This window comes from Bradyrhizobium sp. UNPA324 (assembly GCF_006658635.1).
Lineage (GTDB): Bacteria > Pseudomonadota > Alphaproteobacteria > Rhizobiales > Xanthobacteraceae > Bradyrhizobium > Bradyrhizobium nanningense.
Genome location: NZ_LFJD01000004.1, coordinates 6,424,323 through 6,438,544, shown reverse-complemented (window position 1 = coordinate 6,438,544; position 14,222 = coordinate 6,424,323). Strand labels below are relative to the sequence as shown.

Here is a 14,222-nt window from a genome sequence, read left to right as displayed (position 1 = left end):
TTGCGAGCGCGAAGCGATTGCGGAACGCCACGTTAAGATCGTGCGCGGCCGGTATCAAGTTCGCCGCATTGCGGCACACGCAATGCCTTCGGGAGGACTTCGATGGAAATCACCGCGCTCGGCTATATTGGAATCAGTTCGTCGCAGCTCGATCAGTGGGGCCGGATGGCGACGGGGCTGCTCGGCATGCAGCAGGTCGATCGCGGCGGCAAGAAGCGCGCCTTCCGCATGGACGATCGCAAGCAGCGGCTGATCGTGGATGGCAGCAGCGATGCCGGCCTCGCGGTGATGGGGTGGGAGGTGCCGTCAAGTGCCGAGCTCGGCCGCCTCGCCAGCGGGCTGGAGAGCCAGGGCGTGAAGGTGACGCTTGGATCACGCGCGCTCGCCGATGAGCGGCATGTCACCGAGCTGATTTCGTTCGCCGATCCCGCGGGCAATCGGCTCGAGGCCTTCTGCAAGCCCGAGCTTGCGACCGAGCCCTTCAGGCCGGGCCGTCCGATCTCGGGCTTTCGCACCGGCGCGCTCGGCATGGGGCACGTCGTGCTCAATGTGGAGGATGTTGAGCCGCTTTTGCCGTTCTATCGCGATGTGCTCGGCTTCCACGTCTCGGATTTCGGACTGAAGCCCTACGGGCTGTACTTCTTCCACGTCAACGGCCGCCATCATAGCTTCGCGATGGTCGGCTCCGGGCGGAAAGCGCTGCATCATTTCATGGTCGAGCTCGGCAGCCTCGACGATGTCGGTCAGGGCTACGACCTCGCGCAGATGGACGAGGGCCGCGTCGCTTATACGCTGGGCCGGCACACCAACGATCACATGACCTCGTTCTACGTGAACACCCCGTCCGGCTTCTTCATTGAGTATGGCTGGGGCGGGCGCGTGATCGATCCCGAGACCTGGCAGCCGCATGAGACGTTCGACGGCCCGTCGCTGTGGGGCCACGAGCGGCTCCATATGCCGGAAGAACAGCGCAAGCGATTGCGTGACATGCGGCTGGATGCGGCCGCGCGCGGCGTGCGTGTCGCCGATCCGCGCGTGCCGCCGCTCAACTGCGCGTGGCTGGATCAGGTGGTCGCGCGCGAATGATCCGTGGTGGCGGGAGAACGCTCAGGCCTCGCCGAGATCGGGCTCCGTCAACAGGCCCTGGCGCAGCGCGAGGCGGACCAGCTCGATGTCGGAGCCGACGCCGAGCTTGTCCTTGATCAGGGAATGCAGGTTCGCCACCGTCTTCGGGCTGACATGGAGCGTCTCGGCGATCTCGTCCGTCGTCTTCTCGGCGAGCAGCAGCCGCAGCACCTCGAACTCGCGGGCGGTGAGGACGTCGGCGGCCGAGCTTTCGCCGCCGAGCCGGCTCAGCGCCAGCTCGTGATCGATGTCGGGGCTGATGGCGATCTTGCCGGCGAGCACATCCATTACGGCCCGCACCAGCGTTTCCGGCGGGCTGGTCTTGGTGACGTAACCCCTGGCGCCGGCGCGGATCGCCTGCACGGCGAAGCCCGCATTCTGGTGCATGGTGAAGATGAGGATCCTTGCGCCCTTGTCCCACTGCCTGATCCGCCTGATGGCCTCGATGCCGCCGATGCCGGGCATGCTCAAATCCATGATGACGAGATCGGGCGCTTCGGATTTGTAAAGCCGGTAGGCCTCCGCGCCGTCGGCCGCTTCGGCGATGACGCGCAGGCCCGGCTGCTTCTGCAGCACGGAGCGGTAACCCTCCCGGACCACGGAATGGTCGTCGACCAGCAGGATCGACGCGTCGGCCGCGCTCATGCCGCATGCTCCAGCACCTGAGGCTCGGCGGCGGCGAGCGGAATGACGACGCGCAGCGCCGAGCCGCCGTGTGGGCCGACCTCGAAGCTCATCTGGCCACGCAGGGCCGCAACGCGCTCGCGCATGCCGAGCAGACCCATGCCGGATTTGCCCGAGGCATCGCTGGGCCGGCCGTCGTCGTCGATGGCAAGCGCGATCTCGTCTACGGCCATCGTCAAATGGACGCCGACCTTGGTGGCGCCGGCATGCTTGGCGGCGTTGGTGAGCGCCTCCTGCACGATGCGGTAGAGGTTGGCGCTGATCGTGGCGGGCAGGGTCTCGAAGGCGCCGTCGAACTGGATCGTGAAGCGCGTCTCGCCGCGGCTGCGGCCGTTCCAGCCCGCGACGAGGCCTTCCAGACTCGCAACGAGGCCGAGCTCCTCGACGTCGGGCGGCCGGAGCCGGAACAGCGCGCCGCGCAGCGTCTCCATCATGCCGGTCGCGGTGCGCGCGATGCCGTCGCATTCGGACAGCAAAGCGGGGCACTCCTGCGCGGCGGTCTGGCGGGCAGACGAGGCCAGCGCGCGGATGGCGGCCAGCGACTGGCCGAACTCGTCGTGCAGCTCGCGAGCGAGATGGCGACGCTCGTCGTCCTGCAGCGCGATCAGCTTGCGCGTCAGCTCGCTACGTTCGGCCAGCGCATTGTCGAGGCTTTCGGCGAGATGGTTGAAGCCGTCGCGGATCGCAGAGAGTTCGGCGAGATCGAACGGCGGCAGCCGCGCCGTGAGGTCGTTGGCCGCGATCCGCTCGAGGCCGGTGCAGATCAGGCGGGTTGGGCGTAGCGCGCGCGCCAGCGCGGCGTAGACCAAGAGGCACAACAACGGCAGCGCGATCGCAAGCGCGATCATCAGGCGGCCGGCCTCATGCCAGGCCTCCGCCGTCTGCACCGCTGGATCGACCGAGACCACGGTCTCGCCGAGCTTGGCGCCGCGCACGATCACGGGCCGCGCCGCTTCGCGGCCGGGATCGAACAGGCTGCGATAGAAGGCCGCGAAGGCCTGTGGCGGCGGGCTCGCCGGGGCCGGCGCACCGCTGCAGAACCGCTGCAGCATCTCGCCGCTCGCGCCGCGGAATGCCAGACACAGGCCGGGCGTCATCACATAGGCCGCGACGGGGTCGAGGTTGGGAAAGTCGCGCGGACCGGCCACCCACTGGATCTTGCCCTGCTGCAGCTCCAGCGACTTCGCCACGATCGCGGCGACGCCGTCGATGCGCGCATGGGCGTCGCGGTCGGCGGCAATCAGGAAATAGGCGGAGATTGCGGCGAAGCAGGCGGCCGTTATGGCAGCCACGCGCAACGTCAGACGGACCTTGAGATCGAATCTCGGGCGGTTCCACATTGGGGAGCACCTTGCGCGAACGGTTTTGTCGCCTCCGTATTAAACGGCAGAACGCCAGCCGCGGAAAGCACCACGCGCTACCGCAGTGCAATGTCGTGAAATTTTCCCGGGGCTCGCCGGGATACCCCCCGTTGCAGGGGCTCGGGCTGGCCGCCGAGATTTGCGAACCGCTCGTTCTAGCGAGGCCCCGCTCATGCACCTCTCCCGGTTGATCCTGCCTGCATTTCTCCTCTTCGTCCTCCCTCATGCCCCGGCTGCCGCCGAGGCCGCCATCGGCGTGGCCGTGGACGATTTCAGCTATACCGATACGTCCGCCGAGCCGACCAACCAGACTGCGGCCCATGAGCGGCGGCTGTCGGCGTTCATGGCCGCGCTCAGGCGGGATATCGGCGAGGCCGGGCGCTATCGGCAGGTGCCCTCTGCTCAGGACGGTGCCGCGTTCAAGGTCATCGGCGGCATCCAGAAGACGAGCACGCTGGTGCAATGGGCCAAGGTCGCGGTGATCGACGTCGGCGCCAAGAAGCTCGTGATGGACAAGCTCTACACCTTCCGCGGTGACAATGATGAATCGTGGGAGCGCGCCGAGATGTTTGTCTCGCGCGAGGTCATGGCTGCGCTCGCAACGCCGGCGCCGATCGCGCTCGCGGTGTTCGAGTTCGAGCTCGAGGATACGACGGCCGCATCAGCGGGCGCCTTGGCCGCTTCAGACGCCTCGTACCTCGCCGAGGTCACCGACGCCGTGCGCGAGGCGCTCGGTCAATCCGGGCGCTACCGGATCGTCGAAGTCGGCCGCGAGGCGGCGGCAACGGCAGGAGCGCTGCGCGACTGCGGCGGTTGCGAGGCGGCAATTGCGAAGGAGCTCGGCGCGGATCAATCGCTGATCGGCGTGGTGCGGCGGGTCAGCCGCACCGAATACACGCTCGGCTTCCAGGTGCGCGATGCCGGCACCGGCGCGGTGCTGGCGCGGGGCGACAGCGGCCTGCGCCTCGGCGCGGACTATTCCTGGAAACGGGGCGCGGTGCGGCTGGTCAGTGACCGGCTGATCGAAAGCCAGCAGGCCGCGGGCGCTCAAGAGCGATGAGATTCATCGCTCTTTCGATTTTTGGTTGAGCATGATCTCATCAGAAAACTGCCGCACACTTTTCCGGATCATGCTCTAGAAAGTGAGCTGCACCTTCATCGACTGTGAGCGGTCGCTGGCGAGCTCGAAGGCGGCGATAGCGTTCTCGAACGGCATGGTAGCCGTGATCAGCGGCTTCACGTCGATCAGGCCTTCGCCCATCAGCCGCACCGCCAGCTCGAACTCCGGGTCGAAGCGGAAGGTGCCGCGCAGCTGCAATTCCTTGGCGACGATGGAATTGATCGGCAGCGTCATCTCGCCGCCGAGGCCGAGCTGTACCAGCGTGGCGCCGGGGCGCAGCACGTCGAGCGCGGTGCGGAGCGCCGCCTGATTGCCGGAGGCTTCGAACAGCACGTCGAACACGCCCTTGCCGGCGCGCCAGGAATCGAGCGCCGCGGCATTGGTCGCGACGTTGATGGCATGACTGGCGCCGAGCTTCCTGGCAACCGCAAGCGGCGCCTCGGCGACATCGGTCACCACGATCTCGGACGCGCCGCCGAAGCGAGACACCAGGATCATCAGCGCGCCGATCGGGCCGCAGCCGGTGATCAGCACGCGCTTGCCGAGCAGGGGGCCTGCCTGCCGGCCGGCATGCAGGCACACCGCGAGCGGCTCAGCGACCGCGGCTTCCGCCAGCGACAGCTTGTCCGCGATCGGCACGGCCTGGATGGCGTCGACCGTGATGAATTCACGGAAGCCGCCTTGCACGTGAGGAAAGCGCATCGCGCTGCCGAGGAAACGCATGTCGAGGCACTGGTTGCGCATACCTTCCTGGCAATGCAGGCACGCCCCGCACGGCTTGCTCGGATTGACCGCAACGCGCGTGCCCGGCTTCACGCCGGTGACGCCGTCACCGACCGCGGCGACCACGCCGGCGATCTCATGCCCCAGCGCCATCGGCTGCTGGATGCGGACGACGCCGAAACCGCCGTGATGGTAGTAGTGCAGGTCGGAGCCGCAGATGCCGCCATTGGCGATCTTGACGCGGACCTCGCCCGGGCCGGGCTCCGCGTCAGGATAGTTGTCGATCCGCAGGTCTTTCGGGGCGTGAATGACGACGGCGCGCATGGGCTCGTTCCTTCAGAGTTCGGCAATCACATCGCGGCGATCATGCCGCCATCGACATAGATGATCTGGCCGTTGACATAGGTCGAGGCGTCGGAGGCCAGGAAGATCGCCGCGCCGACCAGCTCGTCCGGCTTGCCCCAGCGCTTCGACGGGATGCGACCCATCAGCCAGTTGTTGAAATCGGCGTTGTTGACCAGCGCCTCGTTCATGTCGGTCAGCATGTAGCCGGGGCCGATCGCGTTGGCCTGGATGCCGTGCTGGGCCCATTCCACCGCCATCGAGCGGGTCAGGTTCTTGATGCCGCCCTTGGCCGCGGTGTAGGGCGCGATGGTGGGGCGGGCGAGCTCGCTGCCGAGCGAGCCGATATTGATGATCTTGCCGTGCTTGCGGGGGATCATGCGCTTGGCGGCCTCGCGGCCGATCACGAAGGCGCTGGTGAGGTTGGTCTCGATCACCTTGCGCCATTCGTCGGTGGTGAACTCGACCAGCGGCTTGCGGTGCTGGATGCCGGCATTGTTGACGACGATGTCGACAGCGATGCCCTTCTTGTCGAAATCATTGAAAGCGGCGACGATCGCAGGCTCGTCGGTGACGTTGAACGCGGCGCCCTCGGCCTGATGCCCGGCGGCGCGAAACTCGGCGACGGCCTGCTCGACTCGCTCAGGGTCGACGCCGTTGATGATGATCCTGGCGCCGGCCTTCGCCATGCCCTCGGCGATGGCGCGGCCGAGACCGCGGGACGAGCCGGTCACGAGCGCGGTGCGGCCGGAGAGATCGAACAGGGAGGTGCTCATAATCGGAAAGTCCTTAGACGTTGGAGCGGCGCACGGTGAGATCGGAGCGGTCGAAGACACCAGGCAGGAGGTCGACGCCGAGGCCGGGACCTTCCATTGGATAGACAAAACCGTCCTTGATCACAGGCATCGTGGTGACGAGCTCGTTGTACCAGCCCTTGTAGAAGGCGCGGACCGATTCCTGGATCAAGGTGTTGGGCTGGCTGAACGACATGTGGATGGCGGCGATGAAGCCGATCGGGCCGATGCAATCGTGCGGCGCGAATGGCCGGTGATAGGTCTCGGCCATCGCGGCGATCTTGCGGCCCTCGGTGAGGCCGCCGGTCCAGCACAAATCGGCCATCACCACATGCATGGCATCGCGGTCGAGCATGTCCTTGTAGGGGAAGCGCGAGCCCAGCGTCTCGCTGGCGCAGACCCAGACGTCGGTCGAGCGGGCGTATTCGGCGAGCGCCTGCGGCGAGTTCATCCGGATCGGGTCTTCGTACCAGGTCGGCTTGTAGGGCTGGAGCGCGCGCGCGATCTGCTTTGCGGTCGGCAGATTCCAAAGCGAGTGGAGCTCGACCATGATCTCCATCTTGTCGCCGACCGCTTTGCGGATCTTCTCGAACGGCTCGATCGCCTGCTTCATCTGCGCGGCGGTGATGTAGAGCCCCTTGTTCTCCTGAGCTGCCGGATCGAACGGCCAGATCTTCATCGCCGAGATGCCGCTTTCCAGGAGGCTTTCGGCCAGCGCATCGGCGCGGTTCATGAAGCCGTCGAGATCTTCATAAGGACCCTTGGAGGCGCCGAGATTCCAATTCGAGACCGGGCTGATATTGGTGGAGCGGACATATTGCGTGCCGGCGCAGGTGTTGTAGATGCGCTGCTTGTCGCGGCAGAGGCCGCCGAGCATCTGGTGCACCGGCTGGCCGCAGACTTTGCCGAACAGATCCCACAGCGCAATGTCGATCGCGGATGCCGCGCGATATTCGACGCCGGTGGATGACTGAGCCATCGGCAGGTTCAGCATGTCGCGGTGGATCGCTTCGATGTGCAGGGGATTGCGGCCGAGCAGGCGGCCGGCAAAGGTGTCGTGGATCTGCGCCTCGACGGCGCCGGCGCCATAAAAGGTTTCGCCGAGCCCGATCACGCCCGTATCGGTATGGATGCGCACCCAGATGACGTTGGAGAACTCCTCGGTGCGCAGGGTCTCGATCGACGTGATCTTCACGGCAACAATCCTCCCGTCGGGGCCCATAGCGCCCGCTTTGTTTGTCGTTTCTGTGCCGCCATTGCCGGCGGGACCGGCGGTAGTCATAGCTCCGCTTGTAATATATCACAACATGTTTTAAGGATATCACAAACAGGGCGCCGCCACGCAACGAGCGCGCGGGCTGACGGGAGGACGACATGGCACGGCGCAAGCGCGCGCTCGAGGTGGTGAGAAGCGACGACGACGGCGAGGGCAGGCCCTCCCGGCGCAACCGCGTCAACTTCTTCGAGCTGGCCTATCAGAAGATCGAGGAGCTCCTGGTTCATTGCGAGCTCAAGCCCGGTCAGTTCATGACCATGCTGGAGTTGCAAGAGATCACGGGCTTGGGCCGCACGCCGGTGCACCACGCCGTCAACCGTCTCTCCGCCGACACGCTCATCATCATCCGTCCGCGCCACGGTCTGCACATTGCGCCGATCGATCTGGCGCGTGAGCGCATGCTGCTGGCCTTGCGCCGCGACATGGAGCGCTTCGTGGTTCGCCTCGCGGCCGATCGCGCCAGCCTCTCGCATCGCAATCAGGCGCTGCACATCGAGCGTTTGCTGCGGGAGCGCCGCGCCACCTTGAGCCTCGACGAATTCAACAGCATCGACCGGCGCATCGACGCGCTGGTGCTGGAGGCCGCGGGCGAACCATTCCTGGTGCACACCCTGCGCCCGCTGCACACGCTGTATCGCCGCATCGGGTATATCCACCATCGCTTCATGCCGGGACAGACCGACCTGTCCGGCACGATCGATCACCATCTCGCCATCCTCAGCGCCGTCGCCAACCGCCGCATCGACGATGCGGTGAAAGCGAGCGATGCGCTGATCGATTACATGGACGCGATATTCACCGGGATGGAGGCGGGGATCGACCCGCGCCTGCTCGATTGCAGCATTGAGCCGCTGCTGGGCACCTAGAGAGTTTTGAAGAGAGGACCAGAGATGTCGACGATGGCAATGCCACAACCGACCGCGAGCGAAGCCGCGGTCCGCTACCTCATCACGAACTACAGCCCCAAGGGCAACAAGGTCGGCTGGCTGATGATGGCCTCGATCCTGGTCGAAGCCTGGGACCTCTATTCGATCGCCTTCGTGCTGATCTTCATCAAGGAACAGTACAACCCCGATCCGCTGATGCTGGGCCTGGCCGCGGCCGGCACGCAGGGCGGCGCCCTGATCGGCGCACTGCTCGGCGGCTGGCTCTCCGACAAGATCGGCCGCCGCGTCATGTTCCTGGCCACGATGGTGCTGTTCATCGTGCTCGCGCTGGCGCAGGCCTTCGTGCCCAATGTCACCTGGCTCGTCGTGATCCGCTTCCTGCTCGGCATCCCGCTCGGCTCGGACATCTCGACCGGCTACACCTACATCATGGAATCCATGGCCAAGGGTGAGCGCGAGGTCATGGGCAATCGCTGGCAGTTCATGTTCGCGGTCGGTGAAGTCTTGACCGTCGGCGTCATCGTCATCTTCCTGCTGCTCGACATCCACCACGAGACGCTGTGGCGCGTGACGCTCGGTCTCGGCGCGCTGCCGGCCCTGATTATCCTGGTGATGCGCCACGACGTGCCGGAGACGGCGGTGTGGCTGGTGCAGAAGGGACGCTACCGCGAAGCCAAGCAGGTCGCGCGCGAGATGTTCAACGACAATCTCGACATGCTGCCCGACCAGGACGTTGTGGTGCCGAAGGTTTCAACCCGCGCGTTCCTCGCCGACCTCAAGAAGGATCCGATCCGCTGGCGCGCGACGGTCTACGGCTGGATCGCCTGTTTCATGCAAGCCAGCGAGTTCTCGACCTTCGCGTTCTACCTGCCGGTCCTGTTCGCGATGGTCGGCGTCTCGTCGATCCTCGGCAACAATCTGGTGACGATGGCGCTGTTTGCCTTCGCCGGGCTGTCGGGCTGGGTTGGACCCTTGCTGACGCCGAAGATCGGCCATCGCGGCATCGCGATCGCGGGCTTCTCCATCGTCCTGATGTCGCTCCTGGTCGCGGCCTTCGCGCTCTACACCGACAACAAGATTTTGCTGCCGTTCGCGGCCGCCGGCATGCTCTGGGGGCACTATTGGGACGCCTCGAACTGCATGACGATCCCGACCATGGTCGCCCGGCCTAAATATCGCGGCACCGCGAGCGGCTTCGCCTACATGTTCGTGAAGCTGCCGTCGTTCCTGGCGATCTTCCTGTTCCCGACGGTGTTCGCCGCGATCGGGCAGGCCAATGCGACGCTGATGGTCGCGATCTTCCCGCTGATCGGATTGCTTGCAGCAATCTTCATCCTGCCGGAAGTCTACGGCTACGAGAACGACTGACGAACCGGTGCCCGGTCGCGGCCACGGCCGCGATCGGGACTTACTTCGGGATGTTGCGCGCCGGCGACTACGGGCTCAGGAAGACCGGATCGATTCCCGTGCCATGGCTGAGCAGGCCGAGCGCTTGAAGCTGGGCAGAGTGGAGGTCGATCTCCACGATGGCGAATAGGGTGAACAATGCCACCGCGGAGATGACCAGCAGGGGGTGGGCCGTCTCGGCTCCGCTCTCGCTCGCTGCGGTGAGGCTCCGGATCGCGCGACGCAGAAGGGAGTTCTGCGGCAACGCCTTCGATTGGATCTGCATCATGAACCTTCCTTGACGCGCGATATCCATCTGATTTGCGCGACAATGGAATTTTAGCCACCGCTTCGCCGCCGGCATTGACGCACCGCAAATGGCCTGCACTTCATTTCGAAAGTGGCGTCCGGCCTGCCTTACCTGATGGCTGCCGCCAACGCTGCGATCAGAGCCGGCGGCGTCACCAGCAGTCCCAGCTTGAGGAATGGCCAGGCCCCGACCTCGATCTTTTCCCGGCGGAGCGCGACCAGCCAGAGGATGGTGGCGAGCGATCCGGTCACCGACAGATTGGGACCGAGGTCGACGCCGATCAGGATGGCGCTGACGACCGGGGCGGGCAAATGATCGCTGGCGGCAACCGAGCCGGCGACGAGGCCGACCGGCAGGTTGTTGGCGATGTTGTCGGCGAGCGCGGTGGCAACGCCGACGCTCCAGGCCGCCTGCGGGATCGATTGCGCCACCGCCTGGTGGAGCAGGGCGCTGAGCTGCGCGATCACGCCGGTCCTGATCAGCGCTTCCACCATGACAAAGAGCCCGCCGACCAGCGGCAGCACGCTCCAGGACACGCCGCGTAGCACCTGCAAGGGTGATTGCCGGTTGATGAGCAGCACGGCAGCCGCCGTCGCGGTCCCGCAGACGAATGTCGGCAAGCCCAATTGCAGATCGAGCGCAGAAGTCCAAATCAGCACGATGCCGATGGCGCCGATGCCGTAGGCAGTCAATCGGCCGCCGCGGCCGAGCTTCGGGTGAGGGACCCGCGTTTCGATCGTTTCGTGCTTCAGCTCGCGGTGCAGCGCAAGGCGCAAGGCGACGTAAGTGAGCACGATTGAGGCAAGTGACGGTAGCGCGAATTGACGGAGCCAGGTTCCGAGATGCGGCATGTGCTTGCCGAACACCACCAGGTTGGCCGGATTGGAGATCGGCAGCACGAAGCTCGCGGCATTGGCGATGAAGGCGCAGACGAACAGATAGGGCAGCGGCTTGGCGCCGGCCGCGCGTGTCGCGGCATAGACGGCGGGCGTCAGCACGATCGCGGTGGCATCGTTGGAGAGCAACACCGTCACCAGCGTGCCGACGAGATAGATCAGCAGGAACAGCCGTTGCGGCGAGCCGCGTGCATGCTCGACCGCAAAGGCGGCGAGATAGTCGAACAGGCCTTCGAGGCGGGCGAGCTCGGCGATCAGCATCATGCCGATCAGGAAGAGGTAGACGTCGAGACCTTTTTCGATGCCGGCGAGCGCATCCCGCCACGGCAGCAAGCCTGATAGCACCAGGGCGCTCGCGCCGATCGCGGCCCAGATCGCTTCGGGCAGGCGAAACGGCCGGATGATGACGCCTGCGGTCGCGACGACGATGATGCTCCAGGCCCAGATGGCGTCAGACGGCACGGTCGGCAAGTCGATCTCCAAAATCCGTCCCTGACTACCGTGCCCGGGACGGATCCGCCAGCCTCAAAACGGCGCCGTCAGCAGCATGGTGCCCGCGCCGATGCTGTGGGCGCACCCTACCAAACACTCCGCTGTCATCCCGGACAAGCGTAAGCGCAGATCCGGGATCCATACCGCGGAATCTTTCTCGGGACACATACGTCGTCGTTCTTCGCCAAACACGGTCCTGTGGCTATGGGTTCCGGATCGGCGCGCGCTTGGGGCGCGCTTGTCCGGGACGACACCGTGGGTTTGGCTCACATTCAGCGTGCCACCGACAGCTTCTCCGTGATCGCCTTGCGCAGGATGCGTGACAGCGACTCCACCGAATACGGCTTTTGGATCAGTTCGAAACCGCGATGGGCGTTTTCGGCGAGCACGTTGCTGTAGCCTGAGGTGAGCACCACGGGCAGGCCCGGATAGCGCTCGCGGATGATGCCGGCAAGCTCGACGCCGTTCATGCCGGGCATGATGACGTCGGAGAACACGAGGTCGACGGCGAATTCGTTCTCGCCGAGAATGGCAAGGGCCGCGTTGGCATTGGCGACGCGACGGACGACATAGCCGAGATCTTCCAGGAGCTCGGTGGAGAACTGACCGACATCGTCATTGTCCTCGACCACGAGCACGCGGTAGCCGCGCCCGGTGGTGGCGGCCTCGTGGGTCAGCCCCGCGGCTTCCTTCTCGCCGACAGGGCTCTGTGCCTGCGGCAGGTAGATGGTGAAGGTCGCCCCCTTGCCTTGCGTGCTCGTCACCGCGATGTCGCCCTCGGACTGCTTCGCGAAGCCAAAGGCCTGGCTGAGGCCGAGGCCAGTGCCCTTGCCGACCTCCTTGGTGGTGAAGAACGGCTCGAAGATGGAGTCGAGATGTTCCGGCAGGATGCCGCTGCCGGTGTCGGCGACGGAGATGGCAACGTAGTCGCCGCTGCGCGCAGACTGCGCGCGCAGGCTGGGGATGCCGGAAACCTTGCGCACGGCAATGGTGAGGCGGCCTTCGTCGTCCATGGCGTCCCGGGCGTTGATGGCGAGGTTGATCAGCGCGGTCTCGAACTGGGCGATGTCTGCGACGGTGAAGCAGTCGGCATCGTGAATCTCCACCGCGATTTCGATACGGGCGCCGACTAGCGGCCGGACCAGTTGCGCGACGCCCTCGACCTGGCTGCCGACGTTGAAAATCTGCGGTTTCAGCGGCTGCCGGCGCGCGAACGCCAGAAGCTGAGCGGTCAGCTTGGAGGCGCGTTCGACCGTCTCGGAGATGGCATCGACATAGCGGCGGCGGCGCTCTTCCGACAGCTCGCGGCGGCGCAGGAAATCGGTGGCCGAGCGGATGATGGTGAGGAGATTGTTGAAATCATGCGCGACGCCACCGGTGAGTTGGCCGATCGCCTCCATCTTCTGTGACTGCCGCAATGCTTCCTCGCCGCGGCGTCGCTCGGTGATGTCGACGGCCTCGGGCACGGCGCCGGTGATGTTGCCGTGGCGGTCGAGCACGGGACGCATGCCGAAGTCGAAATCGCGCTCGCCGATCGGAAGGTGCAGGCGCATCTCGAGCCGCACAGCTTCGCCTTTGAGCACGTTCTCAAAGGCCTCGCGCACGGCGGCGCTCATGCCATCGGTGCCGGTGAACCAGGGCGTGTCCCAGAACGGCTTTCCGATCACGTCCGCGGCGCTCGCCTTGATGCCGTCGAGCGCGGTGCGGTTGGCATAGAGCAATTCGCCCTTGAGGTTGACCAGGCCCTGATATTGGTTGCTGGTGGCCAGGATGGCGCGCAGCCGCGACTCGTTGGACTCGAGCTCGGCGGTGCGCTCGGCGATGCGCTGTTCCAGCGTCTCGTTGAGTTGCCGCAGCTCGATCTCAGCCTGCTTGGCGACGGTGATGTCGTGGGCGACGCCGATGAAGCCGATATGCTTGCCGGTCGGGTCCCAGCGCGGCTGCGATTCCGAGCGCAGCCAGCGCCATTCGCCGCTGGCGTTCTTGTAACGCGCTTCCAACACGAAGGGCTTGAGTGAGGCTTCGCCCTGGACGGATTGCTGAAGCACGTGCGGCAGGTCGTCGGGGTGCAGCACCTTGCGCCAGTCGAAGTCGATGGCCTGATCGTAGGGCAGGCCGACGAAGTCGACATAGGCCTGGTTGGCGAAGGACCGCTTGCGGTCGAGCTTGGTCACCCAGATCGGCACCGGGGCGCTGTCGGCGATCAGGCGGAAGCGCTCCTCGCTCTCGCGCAGGGTCTCGCGCGCGAGCATCTGGTCGGTGACATCGATATGGGCGCCGACGAGGCGGATCGCGCAGCCATTCTTGTCGCGTTCGATCTTGGCGACGACTCGGATCCAGCGGGTCTCGCCGTCATTGGGGCGGATGATGCGGTATTCGGCGCTGTAGTCTTCGCCGGTGCCGGCGAGAGCTTCGAAGAAGTGCTTGACGGTGGCATCGCGGTCGTCGGGATGGATGCGATTGACCCATTCCTCATGCGATTCCTCGGCGGCCTCCGGCGGCAGGCCGTGGAGCATCAGATATTCGGGTGAGCGACGGTTCTTGAAGCCGTCGCGGAAATCGACCTCGAAGCCGCCGACCTTGCCGATGCGCTGGATGCGCGCCAGCTCGGCCTCGCGCTCCTGGATCGCGCGATAGGCGTTGTCGCGCTCGCGCGCGACGTCTTCGAGGTGTTGACGCAGCCTTTCGGCGGCGATGGTCTCGGGTAAGGGATCGTTCAAGGCATCGGCCGTTGTCATGCAGGAGCGCACGTGCCGGACCGATATTCACACAGACGGAGCGTGATGGCCATTGCCTAGAGGAAAGCGCGTGGCAGGAAAATCTGGG

12 protein-coding genes are annotated in these 14,222 nt (G+C 65.6%); 4 read left to right on the top strand and 8 right to left on the bottom strand.

Annotated features, from left to right (window positions below):
* Positions 1-102: 102 nt before the first annotated feature.
* Positions 103-1,086: a VOC family protein gene (locus UNPA324_RS30900; RefSeq protein ID WP_164936075.1), complete on the top strand. Its 984-nt coding sequence runs from the start codon at positions 103-105 to the stop codon at positions 1,084-1,086.
* Positions 1,087-1,107: 21 nt separating this feature from the next.
* On the opposite strand, the gene UNPA324_RS30895 is transcribed toward UNPA324_RS30900, so the two are convergent.
* Both UNPA324_RS30895 and UNPA324_RS30890 read right to left on the bottom strand, forming a co-directional pair.
* Complete coding sequence (locus tag UNPA324_RS30895) at positions 1,108-1,770, bottom strand: response regulator (RefSeq protein WP_128918079.1); 663 nt, start codon at positions 1,768-1,770, stop codon at positions 1,108-1,110.
* Complete coding sequence (locus UNPA324_RS30890) at positions 1,767-3,149, bottom strand: sensor histidine kinase (protein ID WP_141937706.1); 1,383 nt, start codon at positions 3,147-3,149, stop codon at positions 1,767-1,769. The genes UNPA324_RS30895 and UNPA324_RS30890 overlap by 4 nt, the downstream gene beginning before the upstream one ends.
* Positions 3,150-3,342: 193 nt before the next feature.
* On the opposite strand from UNPA324_RS30890, the gene UNPA324_RS30885 reads away from it, so the two are divergent.
* Positions 3,343-4,230, top strand: a complete 888-nt coding sequence (locus UNPA324_RS30885) for a DUF3280 domain-containing protein (RefSeq protein ID WP_141937705.1) — start codon at positions 3,343-3,345, stop codon at positions 4,228-4,230.
* Between the two features lie 75 nt (positions 4,231-4,305).
* On the opposite strand, the gene UNPA324_RS30880 is transcribed toward UNPA324_RS30885, so the two are convergent.
* From UNPA324_RS30880 to UNPA324_RS30870, 3 genes are read right to left on the bottom strand one after another with little or no spacing between them, the layout of a single operon-like run.
* Complete coding sequence (locus UNPA324_RS30880; protein WP_128918082.1) at positions 4,306-5,337, bottom strand: L-idonate 5-dehydrogenase; 1,032 nt, start codon at positions 5,335-5,337, stop codon at positions 4,306-4,308.
* A gap of 26 nt (positions 5,338-5,363) precedes the next feature.
* A complete protein-coding gene (locus UNPA324_RS30875; protein ID WP_141937703.1) occupies positions 5,364-6,131 on the bottom strand; it encodes an SDR family oxidoreductase in 768 nt (255 codons plus the stop codon).
* Between the two features lie 13 nt (positions 6,132-6,144).
* Positions 6,145-7,344, bottom strand: a complete 1,200-nt coding sequence (locus UNPA324_RS30870; protein WP_181769577.1) for a mandelate racemase/muconate lactonizing enzyme family protein — start codon at positions 7,342-7,344, stop codon at positions 6,145-6,147.
* Positions 7,345-7,523: 179 nt separating this feature from the next.
* Between UNPA324_RS30870 and UNPA324_RS30865 the strand changes: the two genes are divergently transcribed.
* Both UNPA324_RS30865 and UNPA324_RS30860 read left to right on the top strand, forming a co-directional pair.
* Positions 7,524-8,291: a GntR family transcriptional regulator gene (locus tag UNPA324_RS30865; RefSeq protein ID WP_128918085.1), complete on the top strand. Its 768-nt coding sequence runs from the start codon at positions 7,524-7,526 to the stop codon at positions 8,289-8,291.
* Between the two features lie 24 nt (positions 8,292-8,315).
* Positions 8,316-9,680, top strand: coding sequence for an MFS transporter (locus UNPA324_RS30860; RefSeq protein ID WP_141937699.1), 1,365 nt, complete (start codon positions 8,316-8,318; stop codon positions 9,678-9,680).
* A gap of 67 nt (positions 9,681-9,747) precedes the next feature.
* On the opposite strand, the gene UNPA324_RS30855 is transcribed toward UNPA324_RS30860, so the two are convergent.
* The 3 genes from UNPA324_RS30855 to UNPA324_RS30845 form a co-directional block, all read right to left on the bottom strand.
* Positions 9,748-9,987 carry a hypothetical protein gene (locus tag UNPA324_RS30855; RefSeq protein WP_246667252.1) on the bottom strand — a complete coding sequence of 80 codons (240 nt, stop codon included), beginning with the start codon at positions 9,985-9,987 and terminating at the stop codon, positions 9,748-9,750.
* 128 nt (positions 9,988-10,115) lie between these two features.
* Positions 10,116-11,366: an arsenic transporter gene (locus tag UNPA324_RS30850; RefSeq protein ID WP_141939122.1), complete on the bottom strand. Its 1,251-nt coding sequence runs from the start codon at positions 11,364-11,366 to the stop codon at positions 10,116-10,118.
* 302 nt (positions 11,367-11,668) lie between these two features.
* Entirely contained in the window at positions 11,669-14,146 is a 2,478-nt protein-coding gene (locus UNPA324_RS30845; protein WP_141937697.1) for a hybrid sensor histidine kinase/response regulator, read from the bottom strand.
* Between the last annotated feature and the right edge of the window lie 76 nt (positions 14,147-14,222).

Excerpts from the sequence above, each read along its gene's own strand:
- UNPA324_RS30860 (WP_141937699.1), top strand. The coding sequence starts at position 8,316 with ATGTCGACGATGGCAATGCCACAACCGACCGCGAGCGAAGCCGCGGTC.
- UNPA324_RS30880 (WP_128918082.1), bottom strand. The coding sequence starts at position 5,337 with ATGCGCGCCGTCGTCATTCACGCCCCGAAAGACCTGCGGATCGACAAC.
- UNPA324_RS30900 (WP_164936075.1), top strand. The coding sequence starts at position 103 with ATGGAAATCACCGCGCTCGGCTATATTGGAATCAGTTCGTCGCAGCTC.
- UNPA324_RS30885 (WP_141937705.1), top strand. The coding sequence starts at position 3,343 with ATGCACCTCTCCCGGTTGATCCTGCCTGCATTTCTCCTCTTCGTCCTC.
- UNPA324_RS30875 (WP_141937703.1), bottom strand. The coding sequence starts at position 6,131 with ATGAGCACCTCCCTGTTCGATCTCTCCGGCCGCACCGCGCTCGTGACC.
- UNPA324_RS30855 (WP_246667252.1), bottom strand. The coding sequence starts at position 9,987 with ATGATGCAGATCCAATCGAAGGCGTTGCCGCAGAACTCCCTTCTGCGT.
- UNPA324_RS30895 (WP_128918079.1), bottom strand. The coding sequence starts at position 1,770 with ATGAGCGCGGCCGACGCGTCGATCCTGCTGGTCGACGACCATTCCGTG.
- UNPA324_RS30890 (WP_141937706.1), bottom strand. The coding sequence starts at position 3,149 with ATGTGGAACCGCCCGAGATTCGATCTCAAGGTCCGTCTGACGTTGCGC.
- UNPA324_RS30865 (WP_128918085.1), top strand. The coding sequence starts at position 7,524 with ATGGCACGGCGCAAGCGCGCGCTCGAGGTGGTGAGAAGCGACGACGAC.